Origin of the sequence: Plantibacter sp. ME-Dv--P-095, from assembly GCF_030209365.1 — a bacterium.
Taxonomy (GTDB): Bacteria; Actinomycetota; Actinomycetes; order Actinomycetales; family Microbacteriaceae; genus Plantibacter.
The window spans coordinates 1-20169 of the sequence record NZ_JARVSB010000004.1 but is presented as its reverse complement, the minus strand read 5'-3'; the positions used below and the strand labels follow the sequence as shown (position 1 = coordinate 20169).

Annotated in this window: 16 protein-coding genes and 1 tRNA gene; 3 read left to right on the top strand and 14 right to left on the bottom strand. The window is 70.2% G+C overall.

The window, feature by feature from the left end:
* Position 1: 1 nt before the first annotated feature.
* From QRN26_RS05255 to mfd, 8 genes are all read right to left on the bottom strand, one after another.
* On the bottom strand, positions 2-796 hold the full coding sequence (locus tag QRN26_RS05255) for an FtsB family cell division protein (RefSeq protein WP_285035707.1): 795 nt from the start codon (positions 794-796) through the stop codon (positions 2-4).
* 74 nt (positions 797-870) lie between these two features.
* Complete coding sequence (eno, locus tag QRN26_RS05250; protein WP_056007454.1) at positions 871-2151, bottom strand: phosphopyruvate hydratase; 1281 nt, start codon at positions 2149-2151, stop codon at positions 871-873.
* A 116-nt stretch (positions 2152-2267) separates the two neighbouring features.
* The gene (locus QRN26_RS05245) at positions 2268-3266 is read right to left on the bottom strand and encodes an endonuclease/exonuclease/phosphatase family protein (protein ID WP_056778423.1); all 999 of its coding nucleotides are present in this window, start codon (positions 3264-3266) and stop codon (positions 2268-2270) included.
* A gap of 142 nt (positions 3267-3408) precedes the next feature.
* Positions 3409-4716 (bottom strand): histidine--tRNA ligase, encoded by a 1308-nt coding sequence (gene hisS, locus QRN26_RS05240; protein WP_082455874.1) that lies wholly within the window; start codon positions 4714-4716, stop codon positions 3409-3411.
* A gap of 52 nt (positions 4717-4768) precedes the next feature.
* Positions 4769-5449, bottom strand: coding sequence for a nucleoside triphosphate pyrophosphohydrolase (locus QRN26_RS05235; RefSeq protein ID WP_285035703.1), 681 nt, complete (start codon positions 5447-5449; stop codon positions 4769-4771).
* On the bottom strand, positions 5446-6897 hold the full coding sequence (locus tag QRN26_RS05230) for an aldehyde dehydrogenase family protein (protein WP_285035700.1): 1452 nt from the start codon (positions 6895-6897) through the stop codon (positions 5446-5448). Before QRN26_RS05230 ends, QRN26_RS05235 begins: the two co-directional genes overlap by 4 nt.
* 53 nt (positions 6898-6950) lie before the next feature.
* Entirely contained in the window at positions 6951-7919 is a 969-nt protein-coding gene (locus tag QRN26_RS05225; RefSeq protein WP_285035698.1) for an alpha/beta fold hydrolase, read from the bottom strand.
* A 72-nt stretch (positions 7920-7991) separates the two neighbouring features.
* On the bottom strand, positions 7992-11615 hold the full coding sequence (gene mfd, locus QRN26_RS05220) for a transcription-repair coupling factor (RefSeq protein ID WP_056778434.1): 3624 nt from the start codon (positions 11613-11615) through the stop codon (positions 7992-7994).
* Between the two features lie 125 nt (positions 11616-11740).
* Between mfd and folP the strand changes: the two genes are divergently transcribed.
* On the top strand, positions 11741-12679 hold the full coding sequence (gene folP, locus QRN26_RS05215) for a dihydropteroate synthase (RefSeq protein ID WP_285035697.1): 939 nt from the start codon (positions 11741-11743) through the stop codon (positions 12677-12679).
* 22 nt (positions 12680-12701) lie between these two features.
* Positions 12702-13487 carry a pyrimidine reductase family protein gene (locus tag QRN26_RS05210; RefSeq protein ID WP_285035696.1) on the top strand — a complete coding sequence of 262 codons (786 nt, stop codon included), beginning with the start codon at positions 12702-12704 and terminating at the stop codon, positions 13485-13487.
* Between the two features lie 51 nt (positions 13488-13538).
* On the opposite strand, the gene pth is transcribed toward QRN26_RS05210, so the two are convergent.
* The 3 genes from pth to QRN26_RS05195 all read right to left on the bottom strand — a co-directional run bounded on the left by pth (position 13539) and on the right by QRN26_RS05195 (position 15535).
* Positions 13539-14120 carry an aminoacyl-tRNA hydrolase gene (gene pth / locus QRN26_RS05205; protein WP_056007476.1) on the bottom strand — a complete coding sequence of 194 codons (582 nt, stop codon included), beginning with the start codon at positions 14118-14120 and terminating at the stop codon, positions 13539-13541.
* A gap of 128 nt (positions 14121-14248) precedes the next feature.
* The gene (locus QRN26_RS05200; RefSeq protein WP_056007478.1) at positions 14249-14857 is read right to left on the bottom strand and encodes a 50S ribosomal protein L25/general stress protein Ctc; all 609 of its coding nucleotides are present in this window, start codon (positions 14855-14857) and stop codon (positions 14249-14251) included.
* 174 nt (positions 14858-15031) lie between these two features.
* Entirely contained in the window at positions 15032-15535 is a 504-nt protein-coding gene (locus QRN26_RS05195) for a gluconokinase (RefSeq protein WP_285035693.1), read from the bottom strand.
* A gap of 274 nt (positions 15536-15809) precedes the next feature.
* On the opposite strand from QRN26_RS05195, the gene gnd reads away from it, so the two are divergent.
* The gene (gnd, locus tag QRN26_RS05190; RefSeq protein WP_056007481.1) at positions 15810-17270 is read left to right on the top strand and encodes an NADP-dependent phosphogluconate dehydrogenase; all 1461 of its coding nucleotides are present in this window, start codon (positions 15810-15812) and stop codon (positions 17268-17270) included.
* 136 nt (positions 17271-17406) lie between these two features.
* Here the strand turns inward: gnd and QRN26_RS05185 are convergent, their stop codons facing one another.
* The 3 genes from QRN26_RS05185 to QRN26_RS05175 form a co-directional block, all read right to left on the bottom strand.
* Positions 17407-18384 carry a ribose-phosphate diphosphokinase gene (locus QRN26_RS05185; RefSeq protein WP_056007484.1) on the bottom strand — a complete coding sequence of 326 codons (978 nt, stop codon included), beginning with the start codon at positions 18382-18384 and terminating at the stop codon, positions 17407-17409.
* A gap of 35 nt (positions 18385-18419) precedes the next feature.
* Positions 18420-19901: a bifunctional UDP-N-acetylglucosamine diphosphorylase/glucosamine-1-phosphate N-acetyltransferase GlmU gene (gene glmU, locus QRN26_RS05180; protein ID WP_285035689.1), complete on the bottom strand. Its 1482-nt coding sequence runs from the start codon at positions 19899-19901 to the stop codon at positions 18420-18422.
* A gap of 47 nt (positions 19902-19948) precedes the next feature.
* A tRNA-Gln gene (locus QRN26_RS05175) sits at positions 19949-20020 on the bottom strand.
* Positions 20021-20169 lie beyond the last annotated feature (149 nt).

Sequence of the window (20169 nt, the reverse complement as noted above, 5' to 3'; positions counted from 1 at the left end):
GTCAGCCTCCGGCGGGCGGCGCGGCCGGTGTCGTCTGCGCGGGCGCCGGTGTCTGCGCCGGGTCGGTGGCGTCGGTCGCGGTCGGTGCCGGCGAGTACCCCGTGGCGACGAGCGAGGCCAGCAGTCCGTCGAGCCAGTCCGACTTCGCGTCGACGAGGGTGTCGCTCACCGGGGTCTCGGTCGTGGGCAACGACGCCGGGTCGACGTCGTTGATGATGATGTAGCTCACCTCGCCGGGCAGCGCGTAGAACAGGCGGTCGCGCGCCTGCGTCATGACGTAGCTCTGGTCGTTCCACCGTTCGCGCTCCGCCTGCTGGGCGTCGACCTTGGCCTGTGTGTCGGCGACCGAGGCCTGCAGGACCGCGATCTGCTGCCGTTGCTCGAGAAAGGTCTTGAGGTTCGGTGCGAGGACGACGACACCGAGGACGAGGATGCCGAGGAGGAGCACGCTGAACCCCGAGAGGCGGAGACTCCGCAGCCATCCGCCGGCCTCGGACGGACGTGCCGGGGCCGTCCTCGTCGATCCGTTCCGCGTCCGCGGGCCCGAGGAACCGGCGGCCGCCGAGCGGGCGGCCTTGGTCGCGGGTCGCGTCGCCTTCGTCGCGGATCGCGCCGGCTTCGCCGTGGCTCCCGCTGCGCGCTTGGACGGCGCGGCGCCCCGCGGCGTGGTCGCCTTGTCGGCTGACGGCCGCCGAGACGCCGACGACCGCTGCTTCGCCGTGCCGGCGGACGACGTCCCGCTCGTCGGCGGCGTGCCCTTCGGCTCGCCTCCGGCCGGCATCGATGGCTTCTTCACAGGCGCCTCCCGCACACGACGAAGGCTCTCAGGGGTGCCGATCGGCACCCCTGAGAGCCTTCAGGTGACGATGCTTAGGCGGTGAACCGGGGGAAGGCGCTGCGGCCGGCGTAGACGGCTGCCTGGCCCAGCTCCTCTTCGATCCTCAGCAACTGATTGTACTTCGCGACCCGCTCGCTTCGTGCAGGCGCACCGGTCTTGATCTGGCCCGCGTTCGTGGCGACGGCGAGGTCGGCGATCGTGGTGTCCTCGGTCTCACCGGAGCGGTGCGAGAGGATCGTGGTGTAGCCGGAGCGCTGCGCGAGCGAGACCGCGTCGAGCGTCTCGGTGAGCGTACCGATCTGGTTGACCTTGACGAGCAGCGAGTTCGCCGCACCCTTGGCGATGCCGTCGGCGAGACGCTTCGGGTTCGTGACGAACAGGTCGTCGCCGACGATCTGGACCTTGGAACCGAGCTCCGGCGTGAGGTGGGCGTACCCGGCCCAGTCGTCCTCGGCCAGCGGGTCCTCGATCGTGATGAGCGGGTAGTTCGCGACGAGGTCGGCGTAGTACGCGGTCATCTCGGTGCTGTTGAGCGCCTTGCCCTCGAACTGGTAGGCGCCCTCCTTGTAGAACTCGCTGGAGGCGACGTCGAGGCCGAGCGCGATGTCGGTGCCGACCGTGAAGCCGGCCTGCTCGATGGCCTCGACGATGAAGTCGAGGGCTGCGCGGTTGTGCTCGAAGTCGGGGGCGAAGCCGCCCTCGTCGCCGAGGCCGGTGGCGAAGCCCTTCGACTTCAGCAGGCCCTTCAGCGTGTGGTACGTCTCGGTGCCCCAGCGGAGCGCCTCACGGAAGCTCGGAGCACCGATCGGCAGGATCATGAACTCCTGAATGTCGACGCCGGTGTCGGCGTGCGAGCCACCGTTGATGATGTTCATCATCGGGACGGGCAGGACGTGGGCGTTGGCGCCGCCGACGTACCGGTAGAGCGAGAGGTCCGCGGAGTCCGCAGCGGCACGGGCGACCGCGAGGCTGGCGCCGAGGATGGCGTTCGCGCCGAGGCGGCTCTTGTTCTCGGTGCCGTCGAGCTCGATCATGGTGTGGTCGACGAGACGCTGGTCGTCCGCCTCGATGCCCTCGAGGGCCGGGCCGATCTCGTCGAGGACGGCGTCGACCGCCTTCTCGACGCCCTTGCCGAGGTACCGTGCGGCATCGCCGTCACGCAGCTCGTACGCTTCGAACGCACCGGTCGATGCGCCGGACGGGACTGCTGCACGACTGACCGTGCCGTCCTCCAGGAGCACCTCGACCTCGACGGTCGGGTTGCCTCGGGAGTCGAGAATTTCGCGAGCGCCTACTGCCTCGATGAGTGCCACTGATGTTCTCCTTGTGGGGATTGGGACGTGGGACGGGTACGACGGCCGCCCGCGCTCAGTCTAGTGACATCGGCTGAACGGGCGCAGGGCCCCGGTCCGTCGACGGGTGACACGCCTCAGCGGTCGAGACGGAAGCTCGAGACGATGCCGTGGTGGTCGCTCCCCTGCGCGTCGCCGACGGCGTTGTGGGTCGCGACCATGCCGCGCACGAACACGTGGTCGAGTCGCATGAGCGGGGTGCCCGCCGGCCAGGTGAGGCCGAACCCGCCCTCGCTCTGATTCGGTTCCGAGACCTCGCTCTGCAACGCGGCGAGCGCGCGGTCGGAGGCGGAGGCGTTGAAGTCGCCCATGACGACGACGCGGTCCCTGGTGTTCGCCGCGACGGCCTCCGCCAGCTCCTCGAGCATCACGTCGCGCTCGGCGTGCGCGCCGGGGCGGGCGGAGTCGGCGTGGATCACGTAGACGCTCACCGCACCCGCCGGCGTCTCCACGACGGCGTTGATCGCCCGATACCAGTCGAGGCCGAGCTTCAGGCCGACCGAGTCCTCGATCGGATACCGGCTCCAGAGGCCGACGGTCCCGGTGACGACGGAGTACGGGTAGGCGGCGTCGAGGGTCGCCGCGAGGGGCTCTCGGTCCTGGTCCTCGATCTCCTGCAGCGCGATGAGGTCGGCCCCGCTCGCCGCGAGCGAGCCCGCGATGACCGCCGGGTCGCCCTCGGGACCGAGGTTCTGGCTGGCGACGGACAGTGAGGCCGCCGCCGGGACGGCTTGCCGCGCATCGCCCAGCGGGACGACGCCCGGCCCGAACAGGAAGCCCCAGACGAGCGTCGGGGCGAGCAGGCCGATGACGGCTCCCGGCGTGCGCGCCACGAGCATCAGGAGGGCGAGGACGGGGAGCACGACCCAGGTCCACGGCAACGCGTTGTCCCACACGAGGCCCAGGCCGAGGACATCCGGCACGAGCGTGTGTGCGGCCGTGAGGAGCGCGAGCGGGACGCCCACGAGCAACGCGATCGTGGTCGCCTTGCGACGGACACGACCGACGCCGCGGCGGACGGGGACGGCCGTCTCCGGCGCGCGGCGCGAGCGCGGCGGGGAGGCCATGGCGGTCATCGGAACCAGTTCTTCGGTCGAGGGGTCGTGAGCGGGCGTCCACCTCGCGGTGCGGTTCCGTCGGAATGCTCCATCCTGCCCCGAAGAGCTGGGCAGGCGCTCGGAAGCGCGCCGTGCGTCGCGGACCTCGTCGCGCGGAGGCTCAGTCGAGCGGCTTGAACTCGAGCGACTCGCGCGTCGAGTCCGCCGCCACGAAGGCGAAGGAACCGAACCCGGCCGCCGTCACGCGCTCGAGGAGCGCTCGGAGGTTCTTCACCCGTGCCTCGAGGCGGACGCGGCGACCCTCGGCGACGAGTCTCGCCTTGAGCGCGACGAGCGTGGCCGGGGCCACGTCGCGGTCGTGCACGAGGACGACGGACTCCCCGGCGGCGTCGCTCGGGAGCTCGACGAGGTCCACGATGCGCTCGAACCCGATCGAGAACCCGGCGGCGGGCACGTCCTGACCGAGGAAGCGACCGATCATCCCGTCGTAGCGGCCGCCACCACCGAGCGAGTATCCGAGATCCGGGTGGGCGATCTCGAAGATCGCACCCGTGTAGTAGCCCATCCCGCGGACGAGGAAGGGGTCGAAGACGAGGGGGTTCGCGAACGGGTCGGCCGGCTGACCCTGGAGCGGGCTCGCCGCGGCAACGGCCTTGCCGAGCGCGTCGAGCTCCGCCACCACGGTGTCGTCCGCGCCGGCCGGCAGGGCCTTCCGGATCGCGCGTTCGCCGAAGGTGTTGAACTCCATCGTCTGCGGACGGGAGAAGAAGGCCTCGAGGGCGTCCACCGCCGCTTCGTCGACACCACGTCCGCGGAGTTCGGCGACCACACCCGCCTCGCCGATCTTGTCGAGCTTGTCGATCGTGATGAGCACCTGCGCGTGCGTCTCGGCGGGGAAGCCCAGGGCGTCGAGCATGCCGATCAGCAGGCGGCGGTCGTTGATGCGCACCGTGGACCCGGTGATCCCGAGTTCGACCAGGGTCGCGAGCGTCGCGGTGATGAGCTCGGCCTCGGCGAGGTTCGAGGCTTCGCCGATGATGTCGATGTCGCACTGCACGAACTGGCGGTACCGGCCCTGCTGCGGGCGCTCGCCGCGCCAGACCGGCGCGATCTGGATGGAGCGGAACACCGGTGGCAGCTCCGCCCGGTGCGAGGCGTAGAACCGCGCGAGCGGCACCGTGAGGTCGAACCGCAACCCGAGGTCGGTGAGCTCGGTCTGGTTCTCGGCCGCGGCCACGATGGCCTCAGGCGTGAGCTTGCGCCGGAGGATGTTGAACGCCATCTTCTCGTTGTCGCCGCCGAGCCCGGAGTGCAGGCGGTCGTACTCCTCGACCACCGGTGTCTCGATCTCGTCGAAGCCGTGCGCGGTGAACACCCGGCGGATGGTGCCCAGCGCGTGCTCCCGACGGGCCTTGTCGGCGGGGAGGAAGTCACGCATGCCGCGCGGCGGGTTCACTGGAGCAGCCATGCCTCAATTCTGGCACGGCGCCGACGGTGTCCAGTGAGGGTGTGACCGGCGATCAGCCGTCCCGGTCGGCCGTCGTCGGTGCCGCACCGGGGCGCTCGGCGTCGAGGACCCGTGCACTGAGCCGACGGACCGCGGTGCGCAGCGCCCGCTCGGCGTCGAGCCCGTCGGCCTTCGCTGCGGCGACCACGGCGAGGAGGTGGTCGCCGAGGGCGTCCTCGTCGGCGAACCGCTCCGCCTCTGGCTCCGGCCGCACGCCGAGCGAGGCGGCCCGGCCGAGCACCTTGTCGGCGAGGGCGAGCGAGGGCATCGCCTGTGGGATCCCCTCGAGGGCGCTCGCCCGCTGCGCCTTCTCGGTCGCCTTCGCGGCGTTCCAGACCCGCAGGACGTCCTCCGGGGTCGGTGCCTGCTCGTCACCGAAGACGTGCGGGTGCCGGTGGACCATCTTGCGGGTGACCGCTTCGGCGACGTCGTCGAAGTCGAACGGTGCGTCCGGGTCGCGTGACGCGATCTCCGCGTGGAAGACGACCTGCCACAGCACGTCACCGAGCTCCTCGACGAGATCCTCGCGCGACCCCGCCTCGACGGCTTCGACGAGTTCGTAGCTCTCCTCGATCAGGTACGGGACGAGCATCCGGTGGTCGATGCCCTGCGTCCACACGCACCGGTCGCGGATCTGGCGCATCGCGTCGACGAGGCGCGCACCGGAGGTGTCGCCGACAGGCACACTGCTCATCGGCGCGGTCCGCCGAGACGAGCGTCGCCCGCGCGCCCGGTCCGGGACAGCAGCCGTACGATGCGGTCCCTGGCTTCGGTGAACGGCGGATAGACGAGCGACAGGGTGTCGGGCGAGAGGGGCTTGGAGAACACCGCCTTGGCGTGGCTGAACGTGTCGAAGGAGTGGCGACCGTGGTACGCACCCATCCCGCTCGCTCCCACGCCACCGAACGGCAGTCCGGGGACCATCAGGTGGGCGGCCGGGACGCCGAAGGCGAGTGCCCCGGACGAGGTGTCCCGGGTGAACCGGCGACGGGTGGTCGCGTTGTCGCTGAAGACGTAGAGCGCGAGCGGCTTCTCCCCCGCGCGGATGTGGGCGATGGCCTGCTCGAGACCCGACACGTGGAGGATCGGCAGGATCGGCCCGAAGATCTCCTCCTGCATGATCGCGGCGGACGCGTCGACGCCGTTCACGACCGTCGGGGCGATGTACCGCTGAGATGCGTCCACCACACCGCCGATGACCGGTTCCAGCCCGTCGAGGAGGCCGCTGACCCGCCCGAAGTGTCGGTCGGAGATGATGCGACCGTAGTCGGCGTTCCCGGCGGGATCGGCGCCGTAGAGGTGCGCGACCGCATCGCGCAGGTACGGGACCAGCCGGTCGGCCACGGATTTCGTGGCGAGCACGTAATCGGGGGCGACGCAGGTCTGTCCGGCGTTCATGAGTTTGCCCCACATGATCCGTCGGGCGGCGTCCGCGAGGTCGACCGTGTCATCGATGTAGACCGGCGACTTGCCACCGAGTTCGAGGGTGATCGGCGTCAGGTGCTCCGCCGCCGCCCGGGCGACGACCCGCCCGACGGGGGCCCCTCCCGTGTAGAAGACGTGGTCGAACCGTTCGGCGAGGAGGGCGGTGGCGACCTCCGCATCGCCCTCGACGACCGCGACCGCGCGGTCGTCGAGGTACTCGGGGAGCAGCCGGGCGAGCGCCGCGCTCGTCGCGGGGGCGAGCTCGCTCGGTTTCAGCAGGACGGCGTTCCCGGCGGCGAGCGCTCCGATCATCGGGCCGAGGGACAGTTGGACCGGATAGTTCCACGGCCCGATCACGAGGACGACGCCGACCGGCTCCGCCACGACCGACGCGGAGGCCGGCGCGAGGGTCAGCGGCACGGCCACCCGCCGCGGCTTGACCCAGCGCTTCAGGTGCTTCAGCGTGTGGTCGAGCTCACTGATGAGGAGACCGATCTCGGTGATCTGCGCCTCCGTGCCGCTCTTGCCCAGGTCGGTGGCGAGCGCCCGCTCCAACTCGTCCCCGCGCTCGAGCAGCAGCTGCTTCACCGCACGGAGCTGCCGGATGCGCCAGGCGAGGGGCTTCGTCGCTCCGCGGTCGAAGGCCTGTCGGAGCCGGGCCACGGTGTCGGCGACGACCGCCTCCGGGTCTTGGATCGTCCGGGTACTGGTCGCCATGGGTTCCTCCGACTCGACGGGATCGTGCGCCCCAGCATACGTCCGCCGACCGATCACCCGCGGGGCGGGACGGCTGCCTCATCGACGCCGGCTGCGGCGAGGAAACGCCCGACCCCGGCCGCGATCTCGGGCGATCTCGTGTGGTGCAGGTAGTGGTCGGCGTCGAGCGGGACGACCTCGCCGCGGATGACGCTCGCCGCCTGGTCCTCGTGCAGCGGGAGCCAGCCCTCCACCGTCGGGTTGTGGCGTTGCACGAACAGCAGCACCGGGAGGTCGCTCGGGAAGGTCTTCCCCTTCGCCGCGCGGAAGTTCGCCGCGATGCGGGACATCTCGTCCGACGACGTGGCACTCGAGGTGTTCCGCTGCGAAATCATCCCGAGCTGCTCCCGGGTGTGCTGCTCGTAGGGCGGATCCGGGTACGGGTCTCCCGACAGAGCCGTGACGAGACGGGTGATACCGAGCGCCTTGGCCGCGCGCAGGGCGTCGACCGGTAGGGCCGCGTCCATCCCGGGCTGGTCGGGGACGCTGCTGTCGATACCGACGAACGCCGTCACCTCGTCACGGAACCGCTCGACGTAGTCCAGTGCGTAGATCCCGGCGATGGAGTGCCCCATGAGCACGTACCGGTCGATGCCGAGCTCGGAGACGGCCTCGTGGATCTCGGAGACGATGTTCGGGGTCGTGCGGGGCGCGTCGGTCTGGTCGCTGAGCCCGTACCCGAGCGGCTCGACGACGACCACCCGGTACGTCGCGGACAGCTCGTCGGTGAGCGGCGAGAAGTCGAGCACGGGCGAACCGGTGCCGAAGCCCGGCAGCAGGACGATCGTCTGCGGGCCCTCCCCCGCCACCTGGACGTTCATGCGTCCGCCGTCGACCTCGACCCGCTGCCCGTAGTCCTCGATGCGCGTGGCCTCGGAAGCCGATGCGGCGGTGTTGACGATGGTGGTCGTGAGGAGCCCGGCGAGCACGAGCGCGACGAGCGCCACGACCCCGGTGAGGACGATGCGGAGGAACTTCTTCATCCCTCCACGCTAGGAAGGAACGACACCTGTCGGATCAGCCGCGGGTGCCGATCTCGTCGTCCCGAAGTCCCATCAGGACCGCGGCGTCTCGGCCGCAGGTACCTCCGGCAGCGGGTAGATCGCGTTCAGGAACTGCTGGACCCACGCGATGAGGTCCGTGTCGGCCAAGGCCTCATCACCCACCCGCGGCAAGGGCACGATGACCGTGTTCGTCTGAGCCAGGTACTTCGCACCGGGGTACATGCGACGCAACCGGGTCTGAATCGAATCCGGCAGATCCGCGGGCGTGACCCGGAGGTTCGGCCCCACGGCGATGAGGTCGCTGAGTCCGGAACGCTGCGCCCGCTGCCGCAGCCGTGAGACCGCCACGAGCGTGCTCACCTGCGCCGGCGGTTCGCCGTAGCGGTCGGTGAGCTCGTCGATGACGAGGTCGATCTGGCCGTCCTTCGCGGCGGGACCGGAGGCGGCGGACAGCTTCTGGTAGGCCTCGAGCCGCAGGCGCTCGCTGTCCACGTACTCCTCGGGGATGTGCGCGTCGACCGGCAGTTCCAGCCGGAGTTCCGTCTGGCCCTCGGCGACGTCACCGCGGAAGGTGGACACGGCCTCGCCGATCATGCGGAGGTAGAGGTCGAACCCGACACCGGCGATGTGCCCCGCCTGCTCGCCACCCAGCATGTTGCCGGCGCCCCGGATCTCGAGGTCCTTGAGCGCGACCTGCATGCCGCTGCCGAGCTCGTTGTTGGCCGCGATCGTCGACAGGCGGTCGTGGGCGGTCTCGGAGAGGGGCTTGTGCTCGTCGTAGAGGAAGTACGCGTAGGCGCGCTCGCGACCGCGCCCGACCCGCCCACGGAGCTGGTGCAGCTGACTCAGGCCGTACTTGTCGGCGCGGTCGATGATGATCGTGTTCGCGTTCGAGATGTCGAGGCCGGTCTCGATGATCGTCGTGCAGACGAGGACGTCGAAGCGGCGCTCCCAGAAGTCGACGACGACCTGTTCGAGTGCGGCCTCGCCCAGCTGGCCGTGCGCGATCGCGATCCGCGCCTCCGGGACGAGCTCGGCGAGGTCGGCCGCGACCCGGCTGATCGACGACACACGGTTGTGGACGAAGAAGATCTGCCCCTCGCGGAGGAGTTCGCGCCGGATCGCCGCCGAGACCTGCTTGCCGTTGTACGGCCCGACGAACGACAGGATGGGGTGCCGGTCCTCCGGCGGCGTCGCCAGGGTCGACATCTCCCGGATGCCGGTGACGGCCATCTCGAGCGTGCGCGGGATCGGCGTCGCGCTCATCGCCAGGATGTCGACGTTCGTCTTCAGTTTCTTGAGGGCGTCCTTGTGCTCGACGCCGAACCGCTGCTCCTCGTCGATGATCACGAGACCGAGATCCTTGAAGTGCACCTTGTCGGTCAGCAGGCGGTGGGTGCCGATGATGACGTCGACGGTGCCGTCCGCCAGTCCGGCGAGCGCCTCCTTCGCCTCCTTGTCGCTCTGGAACCGGCTGAGCGGTCGGAGGTGCACCGGGAATCCGGCGAAGCGTTCCTGGAAGGTCTCGAAGTGCTGCTTGACGAGCAACGTCGTCGGCACGAGCATCGCGACCTGCTTGCCGTCCTGGACCGCCTTGAACGCCGCCCGGACGGCGACCTCCGTCTTGCCGAACCCGACGTCGCCGGACAGGAGGCGGTCCATCGGGATCTCCCGCTCCATGTCGGCCTTGACCTCGTCGATGGTCTGCAGCTGGTCGGGCGTCTCCGCGAACGGGAACGCCTCCTCCAGCTCGCGCTGCCACGGGGTGTCGGGCCCGAAGGCGTGCCCCTTGGACGCCATGCGGGCCGAGTACAGCTTGACGAGCTCGACCGCGATGTCGCGGACGGCCTTGCGCGCCTTGCTCTTGGCCTGGGACCAGTCGCTGCCGCCCATCTTGCTGAGCTGCGGGGCCTCGCCGCCGACGTAGCGCGTGAGGAGGTCGAGCTGGTCGGTGGGGACGAGGAGTTTGTCGCCCGGGTACCCGCGTTTCGACGGCGCGTACTCGAGCACGAGGTACTCACGCGTGCTCTTCACGGGGTTGCGGCCACCGCTCGAGACCTCCCGTTGGGTCATCTCGACGAACTTGCCGATGCCGTGGGTCTGGTGCACGACGAAGTCGCCCGAGCGCAACTGCATCGGGTCGACGACGTTCTTCCGGCGGGTGGCGAGCTTCTTGACGAGTCGCGAGTCGTAGCCGGCCGTCCGCCCGTAGAACTCGGTCTCGCCGAGCAGCATGAGCTTCGAGGGCTCGAGCTCGAAGCCACCCTCGACGTCGGCCTGCAGCAGATAGGCGACCCCGGGCTCGGGGTCGGCGGGCAGCTCGTCGACCATGCGTGCGGCGATCTCGTGCTCGGCGAGGACGTCGGCGGCTCGCTCGACGAGGCCGACCCCGCGCGCGGCGACGATGACCGTCCAGCCCTCACGGACGCGGGCGGCGACGTGCTCGATGGCGCCCTCGACGTTGCCGTGGAAACTCGGCACCGTGTCGCCCTCGACCGTGACGGTGAGCAGCTCGTCGAGTTCGAGGTGCTCGGGGAGCGTCTCGACGTCGGGCCCGGCACGGAAGCCGCTGAGGGTCCACCACGGGTGGTCGGGGGCCGGAGCCCCTGGCGCACTGAACGTGACGGAGTCCTTCAGCGCCCCGAGCGACATGAAGTCGCCGGACGCGAGGTCGATCGGCGCGTTCGCCCCCACGGTCGCCGCGCTCCAGGCGGCGGCGAGGAACTCGCGGTTCGTCTCGGCGAGGCTGATCGAGCGCGTCACGACGCGCTCCGGTGAGACGACGGCCACGGCCGCGCCGTCCGGCAGGTAGTGCGTCAGCGGCACGAGGCGGTCGACGAGCGCCGGGGTGAGCGACTCCATGCCCTCGACGGCGATGCCCTCCGCGATCTTCTCGAGGATGCCCGTCAGGCTCGGGAACTCGTGCTGCATCTCCGCGGCGCGCTGCCGGACGGCCGGGCTGAGGAGCAGCTCACGCGACGGCGGCAGGCGGATGGCGTCGACCGGCTCGGGCAGCGAGCGCTGGTCGGCCACCGAGAACGCCCGGATGCCGTCGACCTCGTCGCCGAAGAACTCGACCCGGTAGGGGTGGTCCGCGACGGGCGGGAAGACGTCGAGGATGCCGCCGCGCAGCGCGAACTCGCCGCGCCGGGACACCATGTCGACGCGGGTGTACGCCAGCTCGACGAGCCGGAGGGCGATGGCGGCCAGGTCGTGCCCGCGGCCTCCCTGGACGAGCTCGATCGGGGCGGTGTCGGTGAGGTTGTCGGCCACGGGCTGGAGGGCCGCTCGGACCGACGCCACGAGGAGGAACGGACGCTCGCCGGTCCAGGCGCCGAGCCGCCGCAGCGCCTCCAGTCGTCGTCCGACGATCTCCGCGCTCGGGCTGAGGCGCTCGTGCGGCAACGTCTCCCAGGCGGGGAACTCCACGATCTCGGCTTCCGGCATGAGGTCACTGAGCGCGGAGCGGAGCCGCTCCGAGTCGCGGCCGGTCGCCGTCACGACGAGGGCCGCCTGGGATGCACCCTGGCGACCGCGTTCGTCCATGAGCGCCGCGAGGAGCGGGGCACGGAGGCCGTCGATCACGGAGAAGTCCGCGCTCTTGCCCGCGTACGCGAGGGCGTCGTCGATCGTTGCGGCGCGCCGAAGCGCGTGAGTCAAACCCTGAAGCGTCACCGGGACAGCCTACGCCGAGCCACCGACACCGGTGACCGGACGGGCCCGTCCGCCACCGCTGTCAATCGGCTGCGGACGATGCCCCATGCGCCGTCCCGGTCCGCCTGACGCGCCATGATTGAACCATGACCAGCACGGAGCCCCGGCCCGACCAGTACGCAGCGGTGGAGCCGGTTCGCGGCTTCCCCCTCCCGCCCATCCGTCAGCCGATCCGCCGGATCGGCGCACGGACGTTCGACTTCTCGAAGCAGGTCGCGGTCATGGCGATCATCAACCGCACCCCCGACTCCTTCTTCGACCAGGGCGCGACGTTCTCTCTCGACCGCGCCATCGAGGCGGCGGTGACGGCCGCGGAACAGGGCGCGGACTGGGTCGACATCGGCGGCGCGAAGTTCGCCCCCGGTCCGGAGATCCCGGCGGCCGAGGAACTCGACCGGGTCCTCCCGGTGGTCGAGGCGCTCGCCGCTCGCAGCGACGTCGTGATCTCCGTCGACACCTTCCGCCCCGAGGTCGCCGCCGCCTGCATCGCGGCCGGCGCCTCCGTGATCAACGACACGACCGGCATCCACGATCCGGCACTCGCCGACGTGGTCGCCGCGAGCGAGGCGACGCTCGTCATCACGCACAGCCTGGCGAAGCCCCGGCAGCCGCACCCTCGACCGCACTACGACGACGTCGCGCGCGAGGTCGCCGCGTTCCTCGCCGACCGGGTGGAGCTCGCGATCGCACACGGCGTCCCCGAGTCCCGACTCATCGTCGACCCGGGCCACGACCTCAACAAGACCACGGTGCAGACGCTCGAACTGACCCGCCACCTGGGTGAGGTCGCCGCACTCGGCTTCCCGACGCTCGCCGCCGTGTCGAACAAGGACTTCATCGGCGAATCCCTGGACCGCCCGAAGACGGAGCGCCTCGAAGGGTCACTCGCCGCGGCGACCGCCTGCATCCTGCTCGGTGCCCGCATCGTGCGCATGCACGCCGTGCCGGAGTCCATCGCCGCCGTGCGCATGGTCGAGGCGATCCTCGGCTTCCGCGCGCCGGTCGCGCCCGTCCACAACCTCTGACCCACACCCCTCGAGGAGCCCGATGAGCACCCCCACCATCACCAGTCTCGTCCCAGGACGGGACGAGGCCATGTCGATCGACGACCTCGTGGCCGCGTACACCGTCGACGATCGCGCCGTCACGACGGTCCGCGTCAACTTCGTGGCGAGCCTCGACGGCGGCGCGACCGTCGACGGCGTCTCCGGAGACCTCGGCGGACCGGCCGACAAGGTCGTGTTCGACATCCTGCGCCGACTGGCGGACGTCGTCCTCGTCGGAGCGGGCACGGTACGCGACGAGGGGTACGGGGCGATGCGCCTCGACGTCGACGCCGCGACCTGGCGGGACGAACACGACCTCCCGTTGCACCCCGTGTTCGCGATCGTCTCCGGTTCGCTCGACCTCGACCTCCGCTCGGACGTCTTCACCCTCGCTCCCGTCCGCCCGCTCGTCGTCACGACGGATCGGGCCGACCCGGCGAAGCGCGCGGCGATCGAAGCGGTCGCCGACGTCGTCGTGTGCGGCGACGAGCACGTCGAACCGGCGAGGGTGGTCGAGGCGCTCGCGGAACGCGGCCTGCGGCAGATCCTCTGCGAGGGCGGGCCGGCGCTGTTCGGCTCGTTCATCGACGCGGACGCCGTCGACGAGTTCTGCCTGACGATCAGCCCGACCCTCGTCGGTGGCCAGAGCTCGCGGATCTCGGCCGGGCCGTCGCCGGCGGCGCCGCGCGGGTTCCACCTGCAGCACCTCCTGCGTTCGGAGGACCTGCTGCTCTCCCGGTACGTGCGAGCCCGACCGACGTCCGCGCCGGAGTCGTCTACCCGGTGACCCGCCCCCGGCGCACCACTTGGGCGCCGACGCTTCTGCGACTCTCGGGGGTCAGGCCCCGTGGAACCGGGTCTGGGCCGCCAGCAGCCCTTCGGACACGAGGAGCTCGACGGCGTCCGCCCCGTCCGAGACGAGCATCGGAAGCTGCTCCCGCTCCGTCCCCGCGAAGTCCTTGAGGACGAAGTCGGCTGCGTCCTGACGGCCGGGCGGGCGGCCGATGCCGACGCGCACCCGCGAGAACTCCGGGGTCTTCAGGGCCGCAGCGATGTCGCGGATGCCGTTGTGGCCACCGTGGCCGCCGCCCTGCTTGAGCTTGATGGAGTCGAACGGGATGTCGAGCTCGTCGTGGACGGCGATGACGTGGTCGGGCTCCACCGAGAAGAACTGGGCGAGCGCCGCGGTCGGCCCACCGGACAGGTTCATGTAGCTGTTCGGCTTCGCGAGGATGAGCTTCGGGCCTCCGGGGACGAGTCGTCCCTCCGCCACGCGGGCGTTGCCCTTGTGGCTCTTGAAGGTGCCACCGATCCGCTTCGCGAGTTCGTCGAGGACCATCTGTCCGACGTTGTGCCGGTTGCGGGCGTATTGCTCGCCAGGGTTGCCGAGCCCGACGACGAGCCATGTGTCTGCAGCCATGCTGCCTTCCTGATCGAACGCCTCGGTACGCCCGGTGAGACCGGCCAGAAACCGAGCGAACCTGCCGCCTGCCATGCCCCGAGACTATCGGGGCCGGCGGGCGACAGGTTCGTCTGCTGGGGTGGTGACTACTCTGCGGCCTCGGCTGCGGTCTCCTCGGCGGCGGCCTCAGCGGCCTCCGTCTCCTCGTCGGCCGGAGCGGACGGCACGGTGATCGCGACGATGAGGACGTCGGCCTCGGTGATGAGCGACGCGCCCTTCGGGAGCTCGAGGTCGCCGGCCAGGATCTGGGCGCCCTCTTCGAGGCCCTCGACGCTGATGGTGACGCGCTCGGGGATGTGGGTGGCCTCGACCTCGAGGCTGACCGTGGTGGCGTCCTGGTTGAGGATGGTGCCGGCAGCGGACTCGCCCTCGATGGTCACGGGGATGTCGACCTGGACCTTCTCGCCCTTCTTGACGACGATGAGGTCGAGGTGCTCGATGATCTGGCGCACGGGGTCCTTCTGGACGTCCTTCACCAGGGCGAGCTGGCCCTTGCCGTCGATGTCGAGCTCGAGGACCGCGTTCGACTTGCGGAGGATGAGCAGCATCTGGTGGCCGGGCAGCGAGACGTGCACGGGCTCGGTGCCGTGGCCGTAGAGCACGGCCGGGATCTTGCCGAGGGCACGGAGCTTGCGGGCTGCGCCCTTGCCGAACGATTCGCGGAGTTCCGCGGCTACCTTCAGGTCTTCAGACATGATGTTCTCCTCACGGGTCTTGCACCCGGTTGGTCGTGCCGCGACGCTGCGCGGCGGAATGGATGAGTCAACTCGAACGCGTATCTGCGTGAGGAAAAGCCGGAAGCCAGACCACCGCGTCGATCACGGAAGCTGCCACGGGCCGCTTCCCTCGCCGAAGTTCAATGGGAGAGTCTACCGCACGGCCTGGAGGCCCGCGACCGCCTCGTCCACGATCTCGTCGACGGTCGCGTCGACGTCGACGATGAACCCCGGCTCGTCGGCGTCGAGCTCCTCGAGCAGCGCGAACTGCGAGTCGAGCAGCGACAGCGGCATGAAGTGCCCGCTCCGGCCCTCCATGCGGCGGCCGAGCACCTCGCGCGAGCCGTGCAGCAGGACGAACCGCACGCCCGGCGCCTCCGCGAGGATCGCCTCGCGGTACACGCGGCGGAGCGCAGAGCAGGCCATCACGAGCCCGGTGTCCTCGGCGTCGGCGAGCGCCTTGCCCACGAGGGCCAACCACGGCCACCGGTCGGGGTCCTCGAGCGGTGTCCCCGCCGCCATCTTGCGGACGTTCTCGAGCGGGTGCAGCGCGTCGGCGTCGACGAACGGCACACCCAGCCGATCGGCGATGAGGACGCCCGTCGTGCTCTTCCCGGACCCGGACACGCCCATGACGACGACGAGCGGTGCATTCACACGGAACCCCCTGCGGTATCCGGCCGGTGACCGGTGGCCGGCTCGTCCGACCAGGACAGCACGATACCCGACCGCCGTCGGAGCCCACCTGATCGACCCAGGACCGCACCGCCCTCGGAGGTCATTGAGAGGTGCGCGAACACCTCCCTTTGCTACGGTTGCAGCACGGGCCGTGCCCGGATCGACGAGGGCGTCACTGCTGTCACACCGCCGCCGGATCGAGCCCCGAGCACTCGGAACGCCTCCCGCATCACCCACTCTGAAGGAGAACCACATGGTGAACACCGCCGAAGCGCACGCCAACATCGGCGTCGTCGGTCTGGCCGTCATGGGCAGCAACCTCGCTCGCAACCTGGCGAGCCGCGAGGGCAACACGGTCGCCGTGTACAACCGCTCCCCCGAACGCACCGAGCTGCTCGTGTCCGAGCACCCCGAGGCCGGTTTCGTGGCGTCGAAGACCATCGAGGAGTTCGCCGCTTCGCTGTCGAAGCCGCGGACGGCGATCATCATGGTGCAGGCGGGCAAGGGCACCGACGCCGTCATCCAGCAGCTCACCGAGGTGTTCGAGCCGGGCGACATCATCGTCGACGGCGGCAACGCGCTCTTCACCGACACCATCCGTCGCGAGCACGCGGTTCGCGAGACGGGCATCAACTTCGTCGGCGCCGGCATCTCCGGTGGCGAAGAGGGCGCCCTGAAGGGTCCCTCGATCATGCCTGGCGGCTCCGCCGAGGCGTGGGAGACCCTGGGCCCGATCCTCAAGTCGATCGCCGCGGTCGCCGAGGGCGAGCCGTGCGTGACCCACGTCGGCACCGACGGCGCCGGTCACTTCGTGAAGATGATCCACAACGGCATCGAGTACGCCGACATGCAGCTCATCGCCGAGGCCTACGACCTCATCCGCCGTGGAACGGGCAAGTCGCCCGCCGAGATCGCGGAGATCTTCGCCGAGTGGAACCGCGGCACCCTCGAGAGCTACCTCATCGAGATCACCGCCGAGGTCCTCAAGCAGGTGGATGCGAAGACCGGGCAGCCGCTCATCGACGTCATCCTCGACCAGGCCGGTGCCAAGGGCACTGGTGCCTGGACGGTGCAGACGGCCCTCGACCTCGGTATCCCGGTGTCCGGTATCGCCGAGGCCGTGTTCGCCCGCTCGCTCTCGTCGAAGCCGGCGCAGCGCGCCGCGGCCCGTGAGCTCGCCGGCCCCTCCGAGGAGTGGACGGTCGCCGACCCCGACCAGTTCGTCGAGGACGTGCGCCAGGCCCTCTACGCCTCGAAGATCATCGCCTACTCGCAGGGCTTCGACGAGATCGTCGCCGGTGCCGAGCAGTACGGCTGGGACATCAAGAAGGGCGAGATCGCGAAGATCTGGCGCGGTGGCTGCATCATCCGTGCGCAGTTCCTCAACCGCATCACGGAGGCCTACGAGGAGAACCCCGAGCTCGTCGCCCTCGTGACGGCACCGTACTTCAGCGATGCCGTCGCCGAGGCGCAGGACAGCTGGCGTCGCGTGGTCGTCGCGGCCGCCCAGGCCGGGATCCCCTCCCCCGCGTTCTCCTCGTCGCTGTCGTACTACGACGGGCTCCGCGCCGAGCGTCTGCCCGCAGCGCTCGTGCAGGGGCAGCGCGACTTCTTCGGCGCGCACACCTACAAGCGCGTCGACCTCGACGGCACCTTCCACACGCTGTGGTCGGGCGACCGCAGCGAGGTCGAGCAGGAGGGCTCGAGCCACTAGCTCCCAGCCCCTGAACACGCGGAACGCCCGGTCTTCCTCGGACCGGGCGTTCTGCGTTGCTCCGGCTCTCCGGCGGCACGCGAAACGCCCGGTCCGTGACGGACCGGGCGTTTCGCGTCACTCTGGCGGTTCGGCCTTATGCGGCGCCGTCGAACATGCTCGTCACGGAGCCGTCGTCGAAGACCTCGTGGATCGCGCGGGCGATGAGCGGGGCGATCGAGAGGACGGTGAGCTTGTCGAAGCGCTTCGCCTCGTCGACCGGCAGCGTGTCGGTGACGACGACGGAGTCGATCGCTTCGCTCTGCAGGAGCTCGACCGCGGGGTCGGAGAACACGGCGTGCGTGGCGGCGACGACGACGCCGATCGCTCCGGCGTTCTTGAGCGCCTCGGCCGCCTTGACGATCGTGCGACCGGTGTCGATGAGGTCGTCGACGAGGAGGCACACACGCCCTTCGACCTGTCCGACGATCTCGTGGACGCTGACCTGGTTCGGCACCAGCGGGTCGCGACGCTTGTGGATGATCGCGAGGGGCGCACCGAGCTTGTCGCTCCAGATGTCGGCGACGCGGACGCGGCCCATGTCGGGCGAGACGACGGTCAGCGTCGACGGGTCGAGCTTCGCGCGGAAGTGCTCGAGGAGGACCGGCATGGCGAAGAGGTGGTCGACGGGGCCGTCGAAGAAGCCCTGGATCTGCGCGGCGTGGAGGTCGACCGACATGATGCGGTCGGCACCGGCGGCCTTGAAGAGGTCGGCGACGAGACGGGCCGAGATCGGCTCGCGGCCACGACCCTTCTTGTCCTGGCGGGCGTACGGGTAGAACGGGGCGACGACGGTGATGCGCTTCGCGCTCGCCCGCTTCGCCGCATCGACCATGATGAGCTGCTCCATGAGCCACTCGTTGATCGGAGCGGTGTGGGACTGGATGACGAAGACGTCGGTCCCGCGGATGCTCTCGTCGTACCGCGCATAGATCTCGCCGTTGGCGAAGGTCCTGGCGTCGGTGGGCAGGAGCTCGGAATCGAGTTCTGCGGCGATCGCCTCGGCGAGTTCCGGGTGGGCTCGTCCGGAGACGAGGACCAGCTGCTTCTTGTTGTCCGCCGTGATGCCTGACACAGACCCTGCCTTCTGCCGGAATCCTCCGGCCTCACTCACGAGTCGACGTTACCAGCCGCAGCCGAGTCGCCCGACACGGGATCCACGGCCGGAGGCGCGGTCGCCGCGGCTGCAGCCGACGCCGCCGCGGTACCCGGGCGCTTCTGCTCGACCCAGCCTTCGACGTTCCGCTGCTGTGCGACCGTCAGGGCGAGCGCTCCGGCGGGGACGTCCCTGCGGATGACCGAACCGGCTCCCGAGTAGGCGCCGTCGCCGACGCTGACCGGAGCGACGAGCGTGTTGTGCGCACCGGTGCGGACATGGGACCCGATGGTCGTGCGGTGCTTGTGCACGCCGTCGTAGTTCGAGGTGATGGTGCCCGCGCCGACGTTCGACTCCACGCCGATCTCGGTGTCGCCGATGTAGCTGAGGTGCGGGACCTTGCTGCCCTCGCCGATCTGGGCGTTCTTCGTCTCCACGAAGGTGCCGATCTTGCCGCGCTCGCCGAGCACGGTGCCGGGGCGGAGGTAGGCGAACGGCCCGACCTCGGCACCAGCGCCGATGACCGACAGCGTCGCGTCCGTCCGGCGCACCCGAGCACCCGGACCGACCTCGGTGTCGACGAGCGTCGTGTCCGGACCGATCGTCGCGCCGGACTGGACGACCGTGGCTCCGAGGATCTGCGTGCCCGGCAGCAGGGTGACGTCGGCGTGCAGTCGCGCCTTGATGTCGATCCACGTCGTCGCCGGGTCCTGGACGGTCACGCCGGCGAGCTGCCAGGCGCGCACGAGGAGGGCGTTGAGCTTCGCCGCAGCGGCGCTCAGCTGCGCGCGGTCGTTGATGCCCTCGACGAGCCAGGAGTCGCTCACCGGGAGCGCCGAGACCTCGGACCCGGCACGCCGGAGCAGGCCGATGACGTCCGTGAGGTACTTCTCACCCTGCGCGTTGTCGGTCGTGACCTCGGCCAACGCGTCGCGGAGCTGGCCCACCCCGAAGAGGTAGACACCGGCGTTGATCTCGTTCACGGCACGCTCGGCGTCGGTCGCGTCCTTCTGCTCGACGATGTAGTCGAGCGCCCCGGCGTCGGTCCGGATGATCCGCCCGTAGCCCGTCGCGTCGTCCGGCACGGCCGAGAGGATCGTCGCGGCGACGTCATGGTTGCGGTGGCGTTCGATCAGTGTCGTGAGCGTCGCGGCGTTCAGCAACGGGACGTCGCCGTTCACGACGAGGACGTCACCGTCGAAGTCGTCGGGCAGCGCCACGAGCGCCTGCTCGACCGCGCGGCCGGTGCCGGGGACTTCGTCCTGGTCGACGATGGTCGCGCCGGGCAGTTCGGCCTCGATGGCCTCGACGAGCCGGTCGCGCTCATGGCGGACGACGGCGATGACGTGCGCGGCGTCGAGCGAACGCGCCGTCGCGAGCACGTGCCCGACGATCGGGACGCCTCCGAGCGGATGCAGCAGTTTCGGCGTCGCCGACTTCATGCGGGTTCCCTGGCCAGCGGCCAGGATGATGATGGCCAGACGGTCGTCGGTCACGTGTGCTCCCCCTCGGTCCGGGCACTCGCCCGGTCGGTGATCGGTCGCTCCGCCACCAGGATTCGAACCTGGACCGAACAGCTCCAAAGGCTGCCGTGCTGCCGTTACACTATGGCGGACCACTCAGCCTGACGGCGGAGCGTGGTCAATTCTGCCATGGATGGGCAGCAGCCTCGTCAGCGCTGAACGAAGGCCGGCCGTACTGCATCCATGGGCGGACCACTCAGCCTGACGGCGGAGCGTGGTCAATTCTGCCATGGATGGGCAG

Excerpts from the sequence above, each read along its gene's own strand:
- gnd (WP_056007481.1), top strand. The coding sequence starts at position 15,810 with ATGGTGAACACCGCCGAAGCGCACGCCAACATCGGCGTCGTCGGTCTG.
- QRN26_RS05210 (WP_285035696.1), top strand. The coding sequence starts at position 12,702 with ATGAGCACCCCCACCATCACCAGTCTCGTCCCAGGACGGGACGAGGCC.
- QRN26_RS05200 (WP_056007478.1), bottom strand. The coding sequence starts at position 14,857 with ATGTCTGAAGACCTGAAGGTAGCCGCGGAACTCCGCGAATCGTTCGGC.
- QRN26_RS05230 (WP_285035700.1), bottom strand. The coding sequence starts at position 6,897 with ATGGCGACCAGTACCCGGACGATCCAAGACCCGGAGGCGGTCGTCGCC.
- QRN26_RS05245 (WP_056778423.1), bottom strand. The coding sequence starts at position 3,266 with ATGACCGCCATGGCCTCCCCGCCGCGCTCGCGCCGCGCGCCGGAGACG.
- QRN26_RS05235 (WP_285035703.1), bottom strand. The coding sequence starts at position 5,449 with ATGAGCAGTGTGCCTGTCGGCGACACCTCCGGTGCGCGCCTCGTCGAC.
- hisS (WP_082455874.1), bottom strand. The coding sequence starts at position 4,716 with ATGGCTGCTCCAGTGAACCCGCCGCGCGGCATGCGTGACTTCCTCCCC.
- folP (WP_285035697.1), top strand. The coding sequence starts at position 11,741 with ATGACCAGCACGGAGCCCCGGCCCGACCAGTACGCAGCGGTGGAGCCG.
- QRN26_RS05225 (WP_285035698.1), bottom strand. The coding sequence starts at position 7,919 with ATGAAGAAGTTCCTCCGCATCGTCCTCACCGGGGTCGTGGCGCTCGTC.
- pth (WP_056007476.1), bottom strand. The coding sequence starts at position 14,120 with ATGGCTGCAGACACATGGCTCGTCGTCGGGCTCGGCAACCCTGGCGAG.